Origin of the sequence: Psychrobacter submarinus (assembly GCF_904846685.1) — a bacterium.
Taxonomy (GTDB): Bacteria; Pseudomonadota; Gammaproteobacteria; order Pseudomonadales; family Moraxellaceae; genus Psychrobacter; species Psychrobacter submarinus.
Map to the genome: position 1 here is coordinate 62,384 of NZ_CAJHBQ010000004.1, position 19,785 is coordinate 82,168.

Annotated in this window: 16 protein-coding genes; 1 reads left to right on the forward strand and 15 read right to left on the reverse strand. The window is 46.4% G+C overall.

Translation table 11 applies throughout. The features are described 5' to 3' along the window. Window positions 1-351 precede the first annotated feature (351 nt). The 9 genes from uvrC to mazG all read right to left on the reverse strand — a co-directional run bounded on the left by uvrC (window position 352) and on the right by mazG (window position 10,334). On the reverse strand, window positions 352-2,211 hold the full coding sequence (uvrC, locus tag JMY03_RS11105; RefSeq protein ID WP_201603987.1) for an excinuclease ABC subunit UvrC: 1,860 nt from the start codon (window positions 2,209-2,211) through the stop codon (window positions 352-354). A gap of 367 nt (window positions 2,212-2,578) precedes the next feature. Continuing rightward, a complete protein-coding gene (gene yjgA / locus JMY03_RS11110) occupies window positions 2,579-3,088 on the reverse strand; it encodes a ribosome biogenesis factor YjgA (RefSeq protein WP_025646123.1) in 510 nt (169 codons plus the stop codon). A gap of 58 nt (window positions 3,089-3,146) precedes the next feature. Beyond that, window positions 3,147-4,094, reverse strand: coding sequence for an RNase adapter RapZ (gene rapZ / locus JMY03_RS11115; protein WP_201603738.1), 948 nt, complete (start codon window positions 4,092-4,094; stop codon window positions 3,147-3,149). Window positions 4,095-4,198: 104 nt separating this feature from the next. Further along, window positions 4,199-5,101, reverse strand: coding sequence for a pantoate--beta-alanine ligase (gene panC / locus JMY03_RS11120; protein ID WP_201603740.1), 903 nt, complete (start codon window positions 5,099-5,101; stop codon window positions 4,199-4,201). Between the two features lie 30 nt (window positions 5,102-5,131). Beyond that, window positions 5,132-5,932 (reverse strand): 3-methyl-2-oxobutanoate hydroxymethyltransferase, encoded by an 801-nt coding sequence (panB, locus tag JMY03_RS11125; protein ID WP_025646128.1) that lies wholly within the window; start codon window positions 5,930-5,932, stop codon window positions 5,132-5,134. A gap of 86 nt (window positions 5,933-6,018) precedes the next feature. Continuing rightward, complete coding sequence (gene folK / locus JMY03_RS11130; RefSeq protein ID WP_201603742.1) at window positions 6,019-6,519, reverse strand: 2-amino-4-hydroxy-6-hydroxymethyldihydropteridine diphosphokinase; 501 nt, start codon at window positions 6,517-6,519, stop codon at window positions 6,019-6,021. 26 nt (window positions 6,520-6,545) lie between these two features. Continuing rightward, window positions 6,546-8,786: a polynucleotide adenylyltransferase PcnB gene (gene pcnB, locus JMY03_RS11135; protein WP_201603744.1), complete on the reverse strand. Its 2,241-nt coding sequence runs from the start codon at window positions 8,784-8,786 to the stop codon at window positions 6,546-6,548. A 260-nt stretch (window positions 8,787-9,046) separates the two neighbouring features. After that, complete coding sequence (locus JMY03_RS11140) at window positions 9,047-9,451, reverse strand: ComEA family DNA-binding protein (RefSeq protein WP_227675613.1); 405 nt, start codon at window positions 9,449-9,451, stop codon at window positions 9,047-9,049. After that, window positions 9,435-10,334 carry a nucleoside triphosphate pyrophosphohydrolase gene (gene mazG / locus JMY03_RS11145; RefSeq protein WP_390880321.1) on the reverse strand — a complete coding sequence of 300 codons (900 nt, stop codon included), beginning with the start codon at window positions 10,332-10,334 and terminating at the stop codon, window positions 9,435-9,437. The genes JMY03_RS11140 and mazG overlap by 17 nt, the downstream gene beginning before the upstream one ends. Before the next feature lie 123 nt (window positions 10,335-10,457). On the opposite strand from mazG, the gene JMY03_RS11150 reads away from it, so the two are divergent. Then, window positions 10,458-11,930 (forward strand): phosphomannomutase CpsG, encoded by a 1,473-nt coding sequence (locus JMY03_RS11150; protein WP_201603746.1) that lies wholly within the window; start codon window positions 10,458-10,460, stop codon window positions 11,928-11,930. A gap of 237 nt (window positions 11,931-12,167) precedes the next feature. Here JMY03_RS11150 and JMY03_RS11155 read toward each other — a convergent pair whose 3' ends face one another. The 6 genes from JMY03_RS11155 to sucC form a co-directional block, all read right to left on the reverse strand. After that, window positions 12,168-13,544, reverse strand: a complete 1,377-nt coding sequence (locus tag JMY03_RS11155; protein WP_201603747.1) for a UDP-glucose/GDP-mannose dehydrogenase family protein — start codon at window positions 13,542-13,544, stop codon at window positions 12,168-12,170. A 70-nt stretch (window positions 13,545-13,614) separates the two neighbouring features. Next, the gene (pgi, locus tag JMY03_RS11160) at window positions 13,615-15,294 is read right to left on the reverse strand and encodes a glucose-6-phosphate isomerase (RefSeq protein ID WP_201603749.1); all 1,680 of its coding nucleotides are present in this window, start codon (window positions 15,292-15,294) and stop codon (window positions 13,615-13,617) included. A gap of 3 nt (window positions 15,295-15,297) precedes the next feature. Further along, a complete protein-coding gene (locus JMY03_RS11165) occupies window positions 15,298-16,173 on the reverse strand; it encodes a UTP--glucose-1-phosphate uridylyltransferase (protein ID WP_201603751.1) in 876 nt (291 codons plus the stop codon). A gap of 73 nt (window positions 16,174-16,246) precedes the next feature. Next, entirely contained in the window at window positions 16,247-17,278 is a 1,032-nt protein-coding gene (gene galE / locus JMY03_RS11170) for a UDP-glucose 4-epimerase GalE (protein WP_201603753.1), read from the reverse strand. A 112-nt stretch (window positions 17,279-17,390) separates the two neighbouring features. Further along, complete coding sequence (sucD, locus tag JMY03_RS11175; RefSeq protein ID WP_025646140.1) at window positions 17,391-18,266, reverse strand: succinate--CoA ligase subunit alpha; 876 nt, start codon at window positions 18,264-18,266, stop codon at window positions 17,391-17,393. A 117-nt stretch (window positions 18,267-18,383) separates the two neighbouring features. Then, the gene (gene sucC / locus JMY03_RS11180) at window positions 18,384-19,550 is read right to left on the reverse strand and encodes an ADP-forming succinate--CoA ligase subunit beta (RefSeq protein ID WP_025646142.1); all 1,167 of its coding nucleotides are present in this window, start codon (window positions 19,548-19,550) and stop codon (window positions 18,384-18,386) included. Window positions 19,551-19,785: the final 235 nt, after the last annotated feature.

Sequence of the window (19,785 nt, forward strand, 5' to 3'; positions counted from 1 at the left end):
CATTTAAAACCTAGGGCGTGTTGAACATTCACAAATGCGCACTGCTGATCGCTACTAGTTAATCAAAGCTGTGTTCTAGTCGTCGTTAAAATTGCAGGTAATGCTTATTGCATTGGCTAGCTGATTTTAATTAAACAGTCGCAACGACTAGGGCGATTTTAGCATCAGCCCTAACTACAACAACAGGGACAGGACTATTTTTTGCCGCTTTATTGATAAAAATAGACGCTTAGAGTGACTAAACTTACCATTTTTATCTGCAAATCGCCTAAAAAATAGTCTCTGTCAGTGCCAAGGTCGAATGTTCAACACGCCCTAATATAGCTATAAAATAGCGAGTGGTTGCAAACTCTACTCATGCAACACCTTATAAATCGTCTTGGCAAGTACAGGTCCAATGCCGTTGACGCCTGCCAGCTCCTGCTGCGATGCACCCAGTAGTTGCTGCATACCGCCAAAGTGATTGAGCAGATCACGGCGACGCTTTTCGCCCAGTCCAGGTATCACTTCTAACACTGAAGAAGAGCGGCGCTTATCACGCTTTTTACGGTGCGCGGTGATGGCAAAACGGTGCGCCTCATCACGGATATGCATCAGTAGATGCAGCGCTTTACTGTCCATAGGTAGATCAAGCGGCTCATGGTCTAAGAAATGTAGCACCTCGAGCCCTGCCTTACGTCCCTCGCCTTTGGCTACGCCAATGAGCAAAGTATCCCCTAAGATTGCAAGTTCTGTCAGCACTTCTTTAGCGATACTCATCTGCCCTTTACCGCCGTCAATCAGTAGTAAATCCGGCAACGGCTGCTTTTTATAACGGCGGGTCAATACTTGCTGCATCGCCGCATAATCATCGCCGCCGACAATATCGTGAATAGCATATTGACGATAGTCGCGCCGGCGCGCCCCGCCCTGATCGAAGACCACGCAGCTACCGATAGTCGCCTCGCCCATAGTGTGCGAGATATCGAAACACTCAATGCGATCGATGGCTCTATCGGTGACATCAGCGAGCACATCTTTTAGAGCATTGAAGCGCGCATGCAGCTCAAGATAATCACCAAGCTTAGTCTTTAGCGCATTGCTAGCATTAAGAGTGGCCAAATCTAACCATTCAGCGCGGTGTTCGCGCACGTTAGTCTTGATGGTGACTTTACTACCGAAATGAGTCGTTAGTGCCTCGCTGATGGCTTGTTGATCGGGTAGTTTGTGGCTTAAGATAATCTCGCTTGGTAAGTCGTCAGTCACCTGAAAATAAAACGAGGTAATAAAAGCGGATAAATTATCAGCGATAGGCTCGCTGCTATCAACATCAGGGAAGTAGTTCTTGCCACCGAGCACGCGCCCGCCGCGGACCGTCAGCACATTCACTGTTGTCATGCCAGCTTGGCTAGAGATGGCGATAACATCGGCCTCACCTTGCACGGTATAGACCGCTTGCCGCGCTTGCACTTCGCGCAGCATCGATAGCTGGTCGCGATAAAACACCGCTTTTTCGAAGTCCAATGCTTCGGCAGCGCCTTCCATTTTTTCGATCAAAGCACTATGGATATCGCTAGAGTCGCCTTTTAAGAAACGAATCGTATTATTGACATCCTCGAGATACTCTTCTGGCGACACCAGTCCCACACAAGGCGCACGGCAGCGCTTGATTTGATACTCCAAGCAAGGACGCTTACGCTGCTTAAAAAAGGTATTAGTGCATTGACGCATTTGAAACATCTTTTGCATTAGCACTAGCGTCTCTTTTGCTGCATGCGCTGAAGGAAAAGGCCCAAAAAAACGGCCTTTTTGATGGTTGCCTTTGCCGCGGCCATAAGCCAAACGCGGATAGGGTTTATCAGCAGAGATAAACACATACAGATAAGACTTATCATCGCGCAGCAGCACGTTATAAGGGGAACGGTATTCTTTAATGAGGTTTTGTTCGAGCAGCAGCGCTTCGGTCTCACTACGAGTAATGATGGTTTCGATATTATGAATACGCGCAACTAAAGCCCGAGTTTTTGGATGGTCGATAGTCTTAGCAAAGTAGCTATTAACGCGGCTTTTTAATGATTTGGCCTTACCCACGTAGAGAATATCACCATTTTTACCCAGCATTTTATAGACGCCTGGCAAGTTAGGTAAGCGCTTGATTAGGTGCTTTAAACGAGCTTTTCTATCGTCTTTACTCTCTACTTCAACAGTATTTTTACTGTTGTCTGCACCCATATTATCGTTTGCACTCATACTGTCATTCGCACTAGCCCCTTTACTAGTAGCACTTTTGACTTCACTACTAGTATCGCTGTCAGTATTCGATTTTAGAACTTTAACCATAACCACTAAAACTCTCGAAGGGTTCGAATTACTATTATTTATGGGGAGCTGCCGACTAGATTACAAGATGGAAAACAACAACCTTATCAAGCCATTATCTGCTTTATTGGACATCTTTGGACATCTATAGTGTCTATAATATCTATCCTACCTAAATATTTATCTTACTTGCGCATTTCTTTACCAAAACACCAATGCAAAAAAAGCCAGCGCTAAGCTGACCTTTTTATTGCTACAACCTGTTTTTGTTTGAGCAGTATTATTTGAGCTGCGACAAAATAGCAACCTCGCGAATATAACTGGCCAGATCTTGCTCAGACTCTTCCATCAGCTCATCGTCTTGCATATGTTTGGCGTACTCAACCCACAATAATAGCTGATACAGGCTATTACGCTCAGAGGCCGTGTATTGCTTAATGAATTGCTTAAGCGTGCTCTCATCATTGATATTGAGCCTGCCGCGCCAGCTTTCTATCTTAGCGACTTGCTCATTCGGAAAAAATGCCTCAAACAGCGCTTTGACAAGCTCGTGACGGTTCTCTTCGCTGATGAGCTTACCGACCCGCTTAGTCTGACGGTTACGCGCATTAGCACTAGTAATATCAGCTAAAGCCATCAATTCCGCCATAAAATAATCACTGGCTGGCAAGGCTTTTAATTGCTTTTTTGATAAATTGGCTAAGGGTATCGATAACGCTTGTAGCCGCTCGTGAGATTTTTTGAGTTCGGTACGCGAAACGCGCATGTCTTGTTCTGACCAATCAATCATAAAAGCTCTCTAAAAATAATGGGAATAAAAGACATAAAGTAGCGACTAAAATAAGCGACTACCAGCGATTTTTTTCACGGTGCTTAGCGACTACGGTTAGCTCTTTTGGTAGATGCTGGGTCAAATGACGCTGTAGCTTTTCAGTGATAAAAACCGAGCGATGCTTGCCGCCTGTGCAGCCGATAGCGACGGTTACGGTATGGCGATTATTATGCAAAAAATTGGGCAGCCAGCGCGTAAGAAAGTGAGCAATATCCTCGCTCATTTCACTGACCTCTGGATAATCCGCAAAAAACGTGGCAACCTCACTATCTAAGCCAGTCGCGCTACGTAGATCGGCATTCCAGTGCGGGTTAGGCAAGATTCTCACGTCAAAGACGAAGTCAGCGTCGATAGGCGTGCCGTATTTAAAGCCGAACGATAGTAAATTAATGACGATTTTGTTTTCTGCGCCGACTTGATCGCGCAGGCGCTCTTTGAGCTGATGGATATTAAGCTTGCTAGTATCGATAGTGATATCGGCGCGGCTAGCGATGGGCTGTAATAATTCAACTTCTCTTTTTATCGCGGCGGGCAAGTTATATCTAGTGTTTTTGATTCCATCAGCATCTTGCGACATTAGCGGATGTACACGGCGCGTGGCGTTGAAGCGAGCAACCAAGATATCTTCTTGCGCGGTGACGTAGATTACTTGTACTTTTGCCTCGCCATAGCGATTATGTAGCTGCTGCTGGATCGCTGCAAAGTTCGACAAGTCAGCTCGCGGTGAGCGAATATCGACACCCAGTGCCACCCGCTTGATGTTACTTTCGTTGACAAGCTTATGCGCCGCTTCAGGCACTAAAGATAACGGTAAGTTATCAATAGAGTAATAGCCCAAATCTTCCAAAGCATTGAGCACTGAGGTCTTGCCTGAGCCTGAGCGTCCAGAGATAATAAGCACGCTGAGCTTATCGCTGTTAGGCGATGGCGTTTGAGCATTTGCGCCGAGCTTGTCCACTTCCATGCTATTACCTTAATCCATAAGCTGATTAATAAATACCGTTACTGCGCTCTAAACGACTGAGCTCACTGTCTCTATCCTACGCTATTTATTTGACGATAATATGACTATTTGACCAATGGGCGGTTTAGTAGTACCAATTGATTATCCAGTAGCCTTGCCTGCCCTAAGGTGGCTGCAACTAGAATAATCAAGTCTTGCTGATTTTCTTTGAGCTTAAACGCTTCAAAATCGATAGCTTGTAGATCAGTCGTTTTTACTTGTAGATAGTCTATCTCAAACCCAGCTTGTGTGATACGCTGAGCCGCCTTTGTTAATAATGATTGCAGTACGGACTCATCAAAACTATCTGCTGCTATTTTTTGCGCTAATTGCTCAGCCAAATCTTCTAGGACTTCATGTAACACAGGTGCGGTTTGTCGCTCAGCAGCAGTTAAATATTGGTTGCGCGAAGATAACGCTAAGCCGTCTTCTGCTCGCACGATAGGCGCGCCGATAATCTTTATCTGATAACTCAAATCTCTGACTAACTGCTTAATAATCGCTAGTTGCTGATAGTCCTTTTGACCAAAAAATGCCACATCAGGCTGCACAATATTGAACAGTTTTGTGACGACAATACCTACGCCATCAAAATGCGTCGGCCGCGATTCACCGCACAACTGCATGGCTATATTACCTGCCGTAACCTTGGTAGGCGGTGGCAATTGCGGATACATCTCATCAATACTAGGCGCAAACACATAATCGGCGTCTACGCTTGCAAGCTTGGCCACATCAGCTTCAAGAGTGCGCGGATAGCTATCAAAATCCTCACCAATGCCAAACTGAGTTGGGTTGACAAAAATACTGACCACCACGATATCAGCGTGTTGTTTAGCCATTTTGACCAGTTGTAAATGTCCAGCATGCAAATTACCCATCGTCGGTACTAAGGCGATACGCTGCTGACTACGCAGAGGATTTAAGGTGTCTTGCAAGCTTGCAATATGATGATAAATGATAGGCATCAAAGGGTCTTCTTATTGTATCGGATAATATTAATCAAACTGATGCTGCGCCTGCGGAAAGCTGCCTTCACGTACCGACTGCTGGTACAGCGCAAACGCGCCTTCGATGCTACGTTCCGTGTTGCGCTCATCAGTTAAGAAATCATGAATAAATCTTGGCGCGCGCCCATGCACCATGCCCAGCATGTCATGCATCACTAACACTTGACCGTCGGTATCTGCGCCAGCACCAATGCCGATGACAGGTACCGCGACTGCCTCAGTCACTGTCTTAGCAAGCTCTGCAGGTACGCACTCTAGTACCAATAGCGCCGCGCCCGCTTCTACCACTGCTTTGGCGTCCGCTAATAATTTGTCTGCCGCTTCATCGCTGCGACCCTGAATCTTGTAACCGCCAAAGACATTGACCGACTGCGGCGTTAAGCCTAAATGTACACAAGTTGGCGTACCGGCTTGCGCTAAAGTCGCGACCAAACGACTCAGCTCACGTCCGCCTTCTATCTTGATGACATGCGCGCCTGCCTGCATCAGCTGACGGCTATTAGCGATAGCCTCAGCTTCAAGCGCATAGCTCATAAAAGGCAGGTCCGCTAAGATCAGCGCTTGTTTATTACTACGGGCGATATTCGCGGTATGGTATGCCATATCGTTTACAGTGACTGGCAAAGTCGACTCATGACCTTGCACCACCATACCTAAACTATCACCAACCAAGATAGTATCAATCTCAGCCTTCTCCATCATCCGCGCAAACATGGCGTCATAGCAAGTCAGGCAAGTGAACTTAGTACCGTCTTTTTTGAACTTTTTTAGCGTAGATAAAGTCGTCATATGACCCTCAATGACTTAAATAAAAGTATTTTGAATAGCTAATAAAGATAGGAGCGAGCGGTGACTTTTAGCGTAGCTTTTTGCACTTATTCAATAAGCTTAAGGCCGCTCCAGTCTGCACTCAATGGATGATCTGAGAGTGGCTGGCTCTTAATCATAAGCTCAGGCGCTAGCTCGCGTAGCGGCACTAGCATAAAGTTGCGCACATGCAGTCCTGCATGCGGCACTATCAACGCCGGCTCATCAATTTGCTGCTGACCATAAAGCAAAATATCAACGTCCAAACTACGCTCGCCCCAACGGCGCACACGCTCGCGCTGCGCTTGCTTCTCTAGCTGCTGACACAAAGCAAGCAGCGCTAGAGGCGCTAAAGTTGTCTTTATTTCCACCACAGCATTAATAAAGTCGGGCTGATCTTGCGGGCCCATTGGCGCTGACGCATAGTAAGAAGACACTCGCAGCTCACGTATGTCCTGATGCTGCTCTAAGCTGAGCAGCGCTTGCTGTAAATGCTCAATGGGCGAGCCAAGCTCATTAGCTAAATTACTGCCTAAGCCTAAATAACAAGTGGTCCAATGGTTACTCATACGCCCCTTCACTCAGCTTATCACTATCAAGCATTATCGGTACTGTTTTTGCTACTACTTTTAGTGCTAGGCTGACGGCGTCGGCGTTTGGCTGGTACCGCGCCTTTATGAGTTGCTGCTGTCGCTGGCGTAGTATTAGCTTTAGGATGACTAGACTTAGCGGCAGCTTGAGTAGCGGATTTAGTAGCTGGGGCTTTCTTCTCGGCTTTGGCAGCAGTGTCTTTTTTAGCAGCTTTGGCAGCAGTGTCTTTTTTAGCAGCTTTGCCGCTCTTAGAAGCTTCGCCGTCTTGCAGCGCTTTATCTGTACTGTTATTTGCTGCAGGTTCAGATAAATTTAACGGCTTACGGCGACGCTTGCTAGGGACAGGCTCGCTACTTTTAGCACTCGCTACCGACTTTGGCGTTTGCGGTACTGACATAGTGGCTGAAGCTTCTAACTGCTTAGCTTCTGATTGCTTAGCTTCTGATTGCTTAGATTTTGAAGGCTGAGCTGGTGTCTTGTCAGCTGCTGATTGAGCGCTTTCTTGATTGTCTGCAGCGGCTTTATTTTTGGCAGAGACTTTACGGCCGCCAGATTTCACCGCCTTGCTAGCGTTAGCATTGCTATTCGTGCTGTTATGATTGACTCTATCTTTATCAGCATTATCGCTACTATTTTGGCCAGCCAACTGTTTGTTTAGCGGTGGCACAACTCTTTCGTCTTCAATCACAAACAACGGCTTTGGCGCGGCAGGCTTTTTATGCGATTTTTTAGTCGCGGCTAATGACAATTGCTGCAATTGTTCAAGCTCTTGACTATCTTGTTGCAGCTGCTCAGGGCTAGCGCCTTGCTGAGCCTTATTCTGAGTGCCCGTTTTATCACTATTGCGGCGGCGACGACGCGAAGGTACATTGGCAGTATCATTTGCCGATTGATTATTATGACTTCGACTGACTTTGACTTGGTCGGGATTGCTGTGGGCAGTCGCTTGGGTAGTATCGTTTTGCTTTTGACGATTACGCCTGCGTCCACGCTGACCTTTTTTGTAAGAGCCGCGGCGGATATTTTCATCAAAATCAGCGATGGCTTGCTGCTTGTCTCTCTCGGACAAGGTTTGATAAGTCTGCCACCACTCACCCATGCCATTGGTAGACTCGGATAACGGATGCTCGCTATCGCCGCACTGCTCACGCAATAATAAAAAGTCGAAACCCGCACGAAAGCGCGGATGCTCAGCCAATTGTTCAATCTGCTTGTTACGCGGCGCCGCCAGCTTCGGCTGCAAAATCCAAATATCACGGATAAATTGTTCAGCGAACTTCGGAATGGCAGTCTTGATGCGCTGACGATCGATCACTTTACCTGCGGCATGTAGCTGCGCATCGCCAAAAGGCATATTACGGTTTTTCGCTTTTTCTAGCTGATGCAGGTAATTCTCCCACAATAAAGCGGCGTAGAAGAAGGCAGGGTTGATACTCTTACCGGCAGCGATACGCTTATCAGTGTTGATAGCGACTTGTTGTACTAATGGACTTGGCTCTGCAGGCGGATAGATAAACAGGTTATCGATAGCACCATATTCGAATAAAAGCGGCAATAGCGGTACTAGATAGCCGCCAGTAAACATCTTTTGCGTCTCGTCATAGAGACGGTGCGGCGAGATTTGCTCAAGCAGTGCCCAATTACTTTCGTGGAACTGCTTGGAGAGCTCTTTGTCAAACTCAAAGCCTAATTTGGCCTTAAAACGTAGCGCCCGTAGCAAGCGCACAGGATCTTCTTCGATGCGAATAGGCGCGTGACCTAACAAGCGAATGATTTTATTGTCAATATCTTCAAGCGCACCGCAAAAATCATGGACTACGCCTTTTAGCGGTTGATAATACAGCGCATTAATTGAAAAATCGCGACGGGCAAAATCTTGCTTGATATCGCCCCAAACATTGTCACGCAAAATCATACCGTCTTGATTGGTACTTGCTTTATTATTGGGCGGGCCACGAAAAGTTGCCACCTCAATGAGCTCACGGCCCGAATAAACATGCGCTAGCTGAAAGCGGCGACCGATAATGCGGCAGCGCTTACCAAAGACATCTTTTATCTCGTATGGCTTGGCATCGGTGACCGCATCAAAATCTTTGGGCGCAAGCCCTAATAAAGTATCGCGCACTCCGCCGCCGACGATATAGGCATCAAACCCAGCTCGCGATAAAGTGGCAATAACTTCGGTAATGGAATTGGGTAATTCAGATTTATTCAGTTCTAACTGCTTGGCGGCACGCTCGGCCATGCATCTACTCCTCGCCGGTATTCTGTCGTTCCCGATAAACACAGCGTTTATCAGGCAAACACATCGGTTAGTTTAACAAATTTTAGGCTTGATTGTTGTATTATGACATTTACTTACAGCCGATTTGCTAAAAAACTTATAACCGATAGCAAATAACAGAGCTACTTTATTAATATAGCTAGTTTTTGGCAGAGATTTTGGCAAGTGCTCAAGGCGTAACGCTTTTGACTGAGCTGCCGAATTAAAAAATGATTTAACGCCTAATGCTGCACCCGCATGCGCGCTCGGTTGTTTGCTATGGTTTTAGCGCCGATACCTTTTACTTTCTCTAGCTCATCAACGCTTGTAAACGGGCCAAACATCTCACGATACAGAATAATGGCTTGCGCTTTACTGCTACCAATACCGTCAAGCGTTACCAGCTCGCCCTCGCTAGCACTATTGATATTGACCACGGCCTGCTCACGCGCTTGCGTTTCATAATTCTCTTGCGCTAATAGATACTCATAAGCCTGCTTTGGATCTGCATAACAAACCGCTGCTTGCACCTTAATTATCATAAAGCATAGGATTAAAACAGACAAAATAGCACTTGACTCAAGGCGTGAGCGTTTATTATGGTTTTGCACACCTCGATAGTTGATAAGCTTATAAAGCGCGTTCATGTTGTTTGGCGGACTCCCAAAGTGCATCCATCTCATCGATATCGCTCTCTTCCAAGCTTTTACCACGAGCTTGCAGCTGATCTTCGATATAACCAAAGCGCGACTTAAATTTATGAACGCAAGTTAAAGTCGCCGCTTCTGCATCAAGATTGAGCTTACGCGCAACATTGACTAAGGCAAAGACACAATCACCAAGCTCTTTTTCAATATCACTACTATTGGCTTTTATCTCAGCCTTGGACTTGCCGGTAATTTCAGTTTTTAATTCATCGATCTCTTCTTCTAGCTTTTCAAACGCGCCTGCCACTCCTTCCCAATCAAAGCCTAACTTTGACGCTTGGCTTTGTACTGACTGCGCTTGCATCAGCGCACTACCTGCCTTCGTCGCATCCAAACGCCGACGCGGTTTGCCCCGCGCTTCGTCGACTCGCCGCTCCTCCGCCTTTATCTCATCCCAGCGCGCTTTTACCGCAGCCTCGTCTTTAAGACTCTCCGCTTCAAACACATGCGGATGACGACGAATTAACTTCTGTTGCAAAGTGGTAATCACATCACTCATATCAAAACGCCCTTGCTCCGCATAAAGCTGACAGTGAAAAATCACTTGCAATAACACATCGCCAAGCTCGCCTTTGATATCCTCATCGTCATCAGTCTGCACCGCCGCGCCAAGCTCGTACGCTTCCTCTATCGCATAAGGGATCAGGCTGTGATTGGTTTGCTTTTTATCCCAAGGACAATCGCGCCGCAGCCGTGCCATTAAAGCCAGTAAATCGCCTAATTCACCGGTGGCAGTGGGTGTGTCTTTTACCGGCTGCGGTGGTAAGGTTTTAGTCTGATATTCATTAACTTGTGAATTATTATCATCGATAGTCATAACCATAGTCACTCTTATTTTTATCGTTTAACACTAATTACTTAAAGCCGCTTACAAGTTAGTGTACCATTGAATGCTTATTGAAGAATAACAATGCTTTTCACTTTTAAGCCTAGGAATATCTGTTTTATGTCTACTGTCAATACTACCAGCTACCAGCCTACGACTACCTTCGATCCCATCACTATCGGCTCGTTTAAAGCCTACGATATTCGCGGCGAGCTTGGCGTGACTCTCGATGAAGACATAGCCTACCGCATTGGTCGCGCCTTCGCGCAAATTTTATCGCAGCGTATTGATGATGACGCTGAGTTAGAAACATTAAAAAAAGCAGTGGTCATAGGCTGCGACATCCGCGACTCCAGCGAAGCCCTAAAACAAGCGACTATCGCCGGTATATTGGATGCCGGTGTTAATATTATCGATTTAGGAATGACCGGCACCGAAGAGGTGTATTTTGCTACTAGCCATTACCAAGCGTTAGGCGGTATCGAAGTCACCGCGAGTCATAATCCAATTAACTACAATGGTCTAAAGTTGGTTAAGGAGCACTCAAAACCCATAAGTGCGGACGATGGCTTAGCTGAGATTCAAGCCTTGGCTGAGTCGGGTGACTTTGCTGCGATCAAGCAAAAAGGCGAATTGGCAATACTAACGGATAAAAGCGCTTACATCGATCACGTGATTGGCTTTATCGATATCGACAAGCTCAAACCGTTAAAAATAGTGATTAATTCAGGTAATGGTAGCGCCGGTCCCGTCGTTGATTTACTGATTGATAAACTCGTGCAAGCTGACGCGCCTATTGAGATCATCAAACTGCACCACAAGCCTGACGGCAGCTTCCCTAATGGTATTCCTAATCCAATGATCTTAGTCAACAGAGAGTCCACTCGCCAAGCGGTATTAGACAATAAGGCTCATGTAGGCATTGCCTTTGACGGTGATTTTGATCGTTGCTTCTTATTCGATGAGACCGGCGAGTTTGTCGACGGTAGTTATGTGGTCGGTATGCTCGCGCAGGCCTTTCTTAATAAGTACCCAAATGAGTCCATCGTTTATGATCCGCGCGTTATTTATAACACCGAAGCGGTGATTGACGATCTCGGTGGCAAGGCAGTGATCAGTAAGTCAGGGCACTCTTTTATCAAGCAAGTCATGCGTGAGTCCGGAGCGATTTATGGCGGCGAGATGTCGGCGCACCATTATTTCCGCGATTTCTTTTATTGCGATAGCGGTATGATTCCGTGGCTGTTGACTATTGAGCTGTTATCAATTACGGGTAAAAGCTTATCAGAACTCGTCAACGGTTACATCAGCGCTTATCCAAGCTCAGGCGAGCTGAATTTTCGCTTAACCACGCATGATGCGCAGGCGATTATTGAGAATATAGAAAGTAGATTTGCAGATGAAAAACCCCGTAAATCTACTCTAGATGGGCTTAGTCTTGACTTTGGCGATTGGCGTTTTAATTTGCGGGCTTCCAATACTGAACCCTTAATTCGGCTCAATATAGAGACTCGTGGCGATAAGGGTTTACTAAAAACCAAAATCAATGAGATTGAGGACTGGCTAGCTCAGCAAGGAGCGGTTCCGGCTTAATATAGTCGAACCACTATTAAAGTGTTACAGCGTTAGACTCGTTTAGCCTACTACTACTGTAGTACTTGCACTCGTCTGCCTTGTACCACTTTTAATATTGATTGACTATAACGGATTAGGCAACGTTCATGCGAAAAGATAGAGTCATACAATCTGTGTTTCTAGTTTGTAGGCTGGAGTAAAACCCAGCCTACGCCAATCAAATGCTTCCTTTACAACTAGGATAGTCTTGTGGCCTTATTTCGCACGCCCAATACCTGTATAAGCGCCGACAAGCGCGTTTATTTGTGGGCGTGATAAAGCATTTTGTGCATCAAATATCGGCATAGCGAATTGGTTGAGCTGCGCGATGTCTAGCTGGTGCTGCGGCGATAGGCTAATAATAAAAATCGCCTGCGCGTAAGCGAGCTGCTCATAAGGACTATCAAGCAGTTGTAGCAGTGGCTGCTGCCCATAGTCCTTGGCAAGCGAGCTTTTGGCTTTATCACTATAGACTAAGGTTTTAATGTTATAAGACCATAGTAGCGCCAGTAGCGGATGGATAGCTGAGCCTGTGGTACGCCCTGAGCCTGACTTATAGCTACCGCCCCAAATCATCACGGTTTTGTTATCTATAAAACCATCATAATGCTGCCAGAATTTGCGGAAAATCAGCTCTTTTTGGTCATCATTGATGTGCAGTACTGACTGCAGTAAAGGCATATTGACGCTATTGTCTTGCGATGATTGCTGCAGCTTGTCAAGCTCAGTTGGTAGCGTATGGCCGCCAAAGCCCCAGCCTGCCTGCAGATAGCTACTGCCTACCCGTGCGTCTAACCCCATAATACGGCTGACTTGACCGATATCCACTTGTTGACTGTCCGCTAAGCGCGATAGCTCATTCATAAAGCTCACTCTCGTCGCTAGCATCGCCATAATACTGCTACGCGCAAACTCGATAGTGGCAATATCAGCATGATGATAAGCGCGAGCATATTGTAGTAACGGCTGCAGCACAGTTAGCTGATGACTACTCTCAGGCGTTTTTTCGCCCAACAGCCACAGCGAGGGTTTGAGCATTGAGCTGTAAGCCTCACCATCTTGCAAAAACACAAACGGCACATAATAAACCCAAGCGCGCTGCAAGCTGTCTGCTAACTTCGTGATATGACCGAGCTTTTCGATACCACTCATAATAACGGGCGTCGTCTGCTGCTGACTATGATTAAAGGCCATTACCCAGTTATCATCTGTCCAAACGCTTTTGATACTCTCCAAAAATAACCAATAGCAACTGACTGATAAGGGCGTCGCTTTTTGTTCGTCTAGCGATTGGCCAACTTTGCCTTCATAACTTTGAATAAGCTCATCCGCGCTAGCCGGTAATGCACATTGAACGATTTGCTGCTGCTGTCCATATAGCTGCCATAATGCCTGTAAATGTCGCTCAAAGCCATACTGCTCAACTTGCTGCACTAACAAGTCTAAATCGGCATAAATGTGCACCTGATGATCTAGGCTCGCTAACACCACCGCGCTAGTAATGGCTTCGATACTATGACCGATGATCACGCAGACCTCAGATGACTTGTCGTTCAATGTGTGATCATTATTAACAGCAGACTCAGAGCTCATAGCATTCCCTTAATTATCGTTTTCTCAGCCGCAAAGTCGACTCTCATTTCTATACTTTGTCTTGCCACCGTTATTCAAATAACTGCTTGATATGCGCAAGGAGCTGATTGGTAGAGCTATCAAAAGGCGCGGTGCTGTCTTGTTGCATTGCCTGATAGACAGTTTCGGCCATCTGCTTACCCATCTCAACCCCCCACTGATCAAAAGGGTTGACGTCCCATATACTCGCCATCACGTAGACCTTATGCTCATATAAAGCAATCAGCTCGCCTAAACTATGTGGGGTCAGCTCATCGAGCAGCAAGGTCGTAGAAGGCTGATTGCCGCGATAATGCTTGTATTTATCCGTAGTACAAACCGTCGTACAAACCGTCGTACTGACAGCAGCGACAGCAGCGTTACCGAAGGCTAATACTCGGCTCTGCGCCAAACAGTTAGATAAAGACAACTCATGCTGATGCTGTAGTGAGCTGTTTTGCACGTCATCACTATAGTGACGCACGCAAGCGATAAAGTCGCAAGAGACATGCTGAGTGCCCTGATGTAGCAGTTGATAAAACGCGTGCTGGGCATTGGAGCCAATCTCGCCCCATAAAATCGGGCAAGTATCATAGTCGATATGAGTACCGTCATGTGTCACTGACTTACCGTTACTCTCCATCTCCAGCTGAGTCAAGTAGCTTGGCAGGTACTCAAGCCGACCATCGTAAGGCAAGACGGTATGCGCGTGTATCTGTAAAAAGGTACTATTCCAAACCGCAAGCAAGCCTAATAGCACTGGTAGATTGTCTTTGAAGTCCGCGCTAGCAAAGTGCTGATCCATACTATGAGCGCCAGCGAGCAGTTCACGAAACTGACTCATACCGATACGAATGGCAATCGCCAGCCCAATCGCTGACCATAAAGAAAAGCGACCACCGACCCATTCCCAAAGCTGCAGCTGATGCTCAGGATGAATGCCCCATGCCGTCATCTTGGCGCTGTTGGCAGAGATACCGATGAAGTGACGGCGCAGCACGCTATTTTGCGAGCCTGAATATAGAGCCGCTGTCGTTAATAACCAAGACAGTGCTGTTTGGGCGTTAGATAGCGTATCAACGGTGCCAAAAGATTTAGAAGAGATGATAAATAGCGTCGTCTCAGCATCTAAACGTTTTAGCAAGTTATCGAGCTGCGAGCCATCCATATTAGAGACAAAATGCACGATAATATCTGTATCAGCCCACTCATCTAGCGCAGACGTTGCCATTAGTGGGCCTAAGTCTGAACCACCGACGCCGATATTGACCACATCAGTGATGGCTTTACCCGAAAACCCGCGCCAAGTACCATTACGAATCCGCGCCGATAAACGCTCAACTTGCTGTAAGCTGTGATGCACATCACTGACCACGTCCTGCTCATTGACGACTAACTCTGCGCCCTCAGGCAATCGCAGCGCAGTATGTAGTGCCGCACGCTCTTCGCTAGTATTGACCATAGCGCCTTGTAGCAAATCTTTGATACGCGCTGTTAGCTCACAGCTCTCAGTCAAATGTAACAAACTTGCTAATACCGACTCATCGATACATTGCTTGCTATAATCCATATACAGGCTGCCTGCCTGCGCGCAAAAGCGCTGCGCTCGACTGCTATCCTCTGCAAACAGCTCCGCTATCGACCACTTCTGCTTCGCTAACGTTTGCAACTGTTGCCAATACTCAGAGTCGCGAGCACTGCTATAAATGTTATTGGCACTCATATCGTTCATCAGCTACCCTTTAGATGCGAGCTGCTGCTCAGCAAAGTAAATAAAAGCTTGCATATAAGAGTGCATGTCACCAGCATCGTAGCTATCACCGCGCATAGTGGTGACATTAACACCAGACTCACTAATCAGCGCATCGATAGCATCGGTTAGCTGAATCTCGCCGCCGACAGAAGCTTTGGTGTTGGCCAAATAGTCAAAGATTTGATTACTAAACACATAACGACCCACTACCGCTAGGCGCGACGGCGCATCGGTTAAATCAGGCTTTTCGACAAATCCCGCTACCCCAAAGCTAGCATTACTGTCTGTACTGTCACTGATCTCAGTAGTGCTATCGACAAGTTTGGCAATGCCATATTTATGGACGTCGCTATCGGCGACTTGCTCAACGAGTATCTGTGAATGCTGATCTTTAACAAATTCCGCCAACATAAAGGCTAAGTTGTCAGTAGCCATATCGCCAGTAAAGGGATCAAGCACGACATCGGGCAGTAAGACTGCAAAGTCATTGTCACCGACAATGGGACGCGCTGCTAATACCGCATGACCTAAGCCCAAAGCCCTACCTTGGCGGATCATCGACACGCTGACATCATCCGGTAGCCAGTTGAGACTATCAGCCAGCTCGTCTTTGCCTTTATGACGTAATTGCGTATCAAGCTCGGCATTTATATCGAAATAGTCTTCAATCGCGCTTTTTTGCGCATGACCGACAAGGACGATATGCTTGATGCCGGCGGCGATAGCTTCCTCGACGACGTAATGAATGGCCGGGCGATTTCCTAAAGGCAATAACTCTTTAGGTACGGACTTGGACAGTGGTAGCATACGAGTGCCGAAGCCTGCGACAGGAATAACGGCATGGGTTATTTTTTTCATAGATTAATAGTGCTTTTAGTTAGTTTTAAGGCAATATAACGATTTTTTCTGAGCTGCTCTAGTATAACCGCGTCTATTTTGTGTTATAGCCGTCAGGATTCATGCTTTGCCAGCGCCAAGTATCTTCACACATATTAGTAATGGAAAGCTTAGCTTGCCATCCTAGCAGCTCTTGCGCTTTATCTGCACTAGCATAACAGCTTGCAATGTCACCAGCACGGCGCGCCGCAAACTGATAAGGGATATCTATTTTATTTACTTTACTAAAAGCGTTAACCAACTCCAGAACTGAGCTACCTCTGCCTGTGCCCAAATTAATAGGCAAAAATCCTGCTGCATGAGTCTGCTGCTGTAAATGATCAAGTGCAGCGACATGGCCTTGTGCCAAATCAGTGACATGAATATAGTCACGCACCCCTGTACCATCGATAGTCGGATAGTCATTACCAAAGATACTAAGCTTGTCTCGTCTACCTACAGCTACTTGCGAGATAAAAGGCATCAGGTTATTTGGAATATCGCTTGGATCTTCACCAATTTGTCCTGACTCGTGCGCTCCTACCGGATTGAAGTATCTAAGAGTAATCAGACTCCACTCTTTGTCTGCTGCTGCTAAATCTTCTAAGACATGTTCAACCGTGAGCTTGCTTTGGCCATAAGGGTTAGTCGCAGAACGCGGTGAAGTCTCATTGATAGGTAAGGTCTCGGGATCACCATAGACAGTAGCTGAGGAAGAAAAGACTAAGTTCTTCACGCCAAATTCAGCCATTACTGCAAGTAAAGTGATGGTCCCGCTAACGTTATTGTCATAATACATTAGAGGCTTAGCGACTGACTCGCCTACTGCCTTGAGTCCAGCGAAGTGAATCACCCCAAAAAACTCATGCAAGTTAAATATTTCTTTTAGTTTCCCAGCATCACGGATATCACCTTCGATAAATTCGATAGACTGTCCAATGAGATTAGAAACGCGATTAATAGCTTCATAGCTGCTATTAGATAAATTGTCGTAAATGACAATCTCATATCCTGACTCGTGCAGAGCAATACAGGTATGAGTACCAATATACCCAGCACCACCCGTCACTAATATTTTATTTTTCATAGCAATTTTCAAACATAAAAAAACACCCCATTATAGGGGTGTTTCTCTTACTTCTCAACATAGCTTTAGTAGTTGGTTCTTAACTCTTTATCTACTATCAAGAATACCTGACTTACCAGCCAGTAACTTCTTTCAGCTTATCACCAATTTTTGATGGGTCACGCGTGTAAGCGATGCCTGCATCTTCAAAGGCCTTAAATTTCTCTTCAGCTGTGCCTTGACCGCCAGAAATGATTGCGCCAGCATGGCCCATGCGCTTACCAGCAGGTGCTGTGACGCCAGCGATATAGCCGACTACTGGCTTAGTAACGTTGTCTTTAATATAAGCGGCCGCTTCTTCCTCAGCGGTACCACCGATTTCACCGATAAGTACAATAGCTTCAGTCTGTGGATCGGCCTCAAACAGTTTTAGCGCATCGATCTGGTTCATGCCTGGGATAGGGTCACCGCCGATACCGATACAGGTTGACTGACCAAAGCCCAGCTTCGTGGTTTGCGCCACCGCTTCATAAGTTAGCGTACCTGAGCGGGAGATGATACCGACTTTACCTGGCAGATGGATGTGACCTGGCATGATACCGATTTTGCACTCGCCTGGCGTGATGACACCTGGGCAGTTCGGACCGACCATACGCACATCACCCGCTTCTTCGATATAGCGCTTCGCTTTTAGCATATCGATCGTCGGTACGCCTTCGGTAATGACGATAATCAGCTTAACGCCGGCATCGACCGCTTCAACGATAGAATCTAGCACAAATGGCGCAGGCACATAAATGACTGACGCATCCGCTTGTGTTTCATCCATTGCTTCTGCCATCGTGTTAAAGACTGGCAGACCTAAATGCGTTTGTCCGCCTTTACCTGGGGTTACGCCGCCAACGACTTTAGTGCCATATTCGATCGCTTGCTCAGAATGGAAAGTACCGTTTTTACCGGTGAAGCCTTGTACTAATACTTTGGTATCTTTATCAATTAATACACTCATTGTTTTATCCTTGTATTCGCTTGTCTGATAGCTGTTAGTAATAGCGGCTTACTCGCTATAGGCAAGCAAGCAGCGACTATTACTGATGAACTCTACTGTTTACCTACTGATGATAAGTTAGGCTTGAACAGCATCGACGATTTTTTGGGCAGCGCCCGCTAAGCCTTGAGCAGAGATGATTTTGACATCGGACTGCTCGAGCAGCTCGATACCTTTCTCAGCATTGTTACCTTCTAAGCGCACAACGACAGGTACTTGTACATCGACTTCTTTTACCGCGGCAATGATAGCTTCTGCAATCATGTCACAGCGCACGATACCGCCGAAGATGTTAATGAGTACGCCCTCGACACTGCTGTCTTCTAGAATAATCTTGAACGCTTCAACGACGCGATCTTTAGTTGCGCCGCCGCCAACGTCCAAGAAGTTAGCAGGCTTGCCGCCGTATAGCTTAATGATATCCATGGTCGCCATAGCAAGGCCGGCACCGTTGACCATACAACCGATGTTACCTTCTAGCGCAACATAGTTAAGGTCAAACTCTGCAGCTTTTAGCTCACGCTCATTTTCTTGCGTTTTGTCTTGTAGCGCGGCGATTTTTGGCAGACGGAATAACGCGTTTGAATCGATACCAATTTTGCCATCGACACAGACGATCTCGCCATTTTCACGTACCGCTAATGGGTTAACTTCGAGTAAAGCAAAGTCATTATCCACAAAGGCATTATAAGCACCAGTCATGATTTTCACGAACTGATTGATTTGTTTGCCTTCTAGACCTAACTGGAACGCAACATCACGCGCTTGATAAGGCATGAGACCGACTAATGGATCTACAGTGACTTTGAAGATTTTTTCTGGCGTCTCATTAGCGACTTCTTCGATGTCAACGCCGCCTTCGGTTGAGGCCATAAAGGTGACACGGCGGGTAGAACGATCGACAACTGCGCCTAAATATAGCTCAGTCTGTACCGGATACATATCTTCTGCGACTAAGACAAAATTGACCGGTTGGCCATCAGCGTCAGTCTGAAAGGTGACTAAGTTAGTACCGATAAGCTCATCAGCAACTTGCTTAGCTTCTTCGCGAGTTTTGACAAGTTTAACGCCGCCCGCTTTACCACGGCCACCCGCATGAACCTGCGCTTTGATAACAGCGATGTCTGTTGGAGTCTTATCAAAAGCAGCGGCAGCTTCGTCACCGCTGTGAGCAACGATACCCTCTTGGATCGGTAGGCCGTAACTTTTCAATAGCTCTTTGGCTTGATACTCATGTAAATTCATTGATTGTATCCTTTATTTTTTTCAATTGAGAAAATGATAATAAATAGTTAAACAAACGCGCCATGATATAACTGACAGCGCGCTTATTGTTAGCTAGAGCGATAATAATAGATAGCGCTACTAGCTGTAATTCTATGCTTAAGGTTGTCCGCATGACAGCGCATTAGCCTGCCAGTTTGACAGCTATTGACGCTTTAGTTGCCATCTTCTTTAGGACGAAGTGATGACTGACTAA

Excerpts from the sequence above, each read along its gene's own strand:
- pgi (WP_201603749.1), bottom strand. The coding sequence starts at position 15,294 with ATGAACGATATGAGTGCCAATAACATTTATAGCAGTGCTCGCGACTCT.
- galE (WP_201603753.1), bottom strand. The coding sequence starts at position 17,278 with ATGAAAAATAAAATATTAGTGACGGGTGGTGCTGGGTATATTGGTACT.
- panB (WP_025646128.1), bottom strand. The coding sequence starts at position 5,932 with ATGACGACTTTATCTACGCTAAAAAAGTTCAAAAAAGACGGTACTAAG.
- rapZ (WP_201603738.1), bottom strand. The coding sequence starts at position 4,094 with ATGGAAGTGGACAAGCTCGGCGCAAATGCTCAAACGCCATCGCCTAAC.
- pcnB (WP_201603744.1), bottom strand. The coding sequence starts at position 8,786 with ATGGCCGAGCGTGCCGCCAAGCAGTTAGAACTGAATAAATCTGAATTA.
- JMY03_RS11165 (WP_201603751.1), bottom strand. The coding sequence starts at position 16,173 with ATGAAAAAAATAACCCATGCCGTTATTCCTGTCGCAGGCTTCGGCACT.
- JMY03_RS11150 (WP_201603746.1), top strand. The coding sequence starts at position 10,458 with ATGTCTACTGTCAATACTACCAGCTACCAGCCTACGACTACCTTCGAT.
- folK (WP_201603742.1), bottom strand. The coding sequence starts at position 6,519 with ATGAGTAACCATTGGACCACTTGTTATTTAGGCTTAGGCAGTAATTTA.
- sucC (WP_025646142.1), bottom strand. The coding sequence starts at position 19,550 with ATGAATTTACATGAGTATCAAGCCAAAGAGCTATTGAAAAGTTACGGC.
- JMY03_RS11140 (WP_227675613.1), bottom strand. The coding sequence starts at position 9,451 with ATGAACGCGCTTTATAAGCTTATCAACTATCGAGGTGTGCAAAACCAT.
- panC (WP_201603740.1), bottom strand. The coding sequence starts at position 5,101 with ATGCCTATCATTTATCATCATATTGCAAGCTTGCAAGACACCTTAAAT.
- yjgA (WP_025646123.1), bottom strand. The coding sequence starts at position 3,088 with ATGATTGATTGGTCAGAACAAGACATGCGCGTTTCGCGTACCGAACTC.
- sucD (WP_025646140.1), bottom strand. The coding sequence starts at position 18,266 with ATGAGTGTATTAATTGATAAAGATACCAAAGTATTAGTACAAGGCTTC.
- JMY03_RS11155 (WP_201603747.1), bottom strand. The coding sequence starts at position 13,544 with ATGAGCTCTGAGTCTGCTGTTAATAATGATCACACATTGAACGACAAG.
- mazG (WP_390880321.1), bottom strand. The coding sequence starts at position 10,334 with ATGGTTATGACTATCGATGATAATAATTCACAAGTTAATGAATATCAG.
- uvrC (WP_201603987.1), bottom strand. The coding sequence starts at position 2,211 with ATGGGTGCAGACAACAGTAAAAATACTGTTGAAGTAGAGAGTAAAGAC.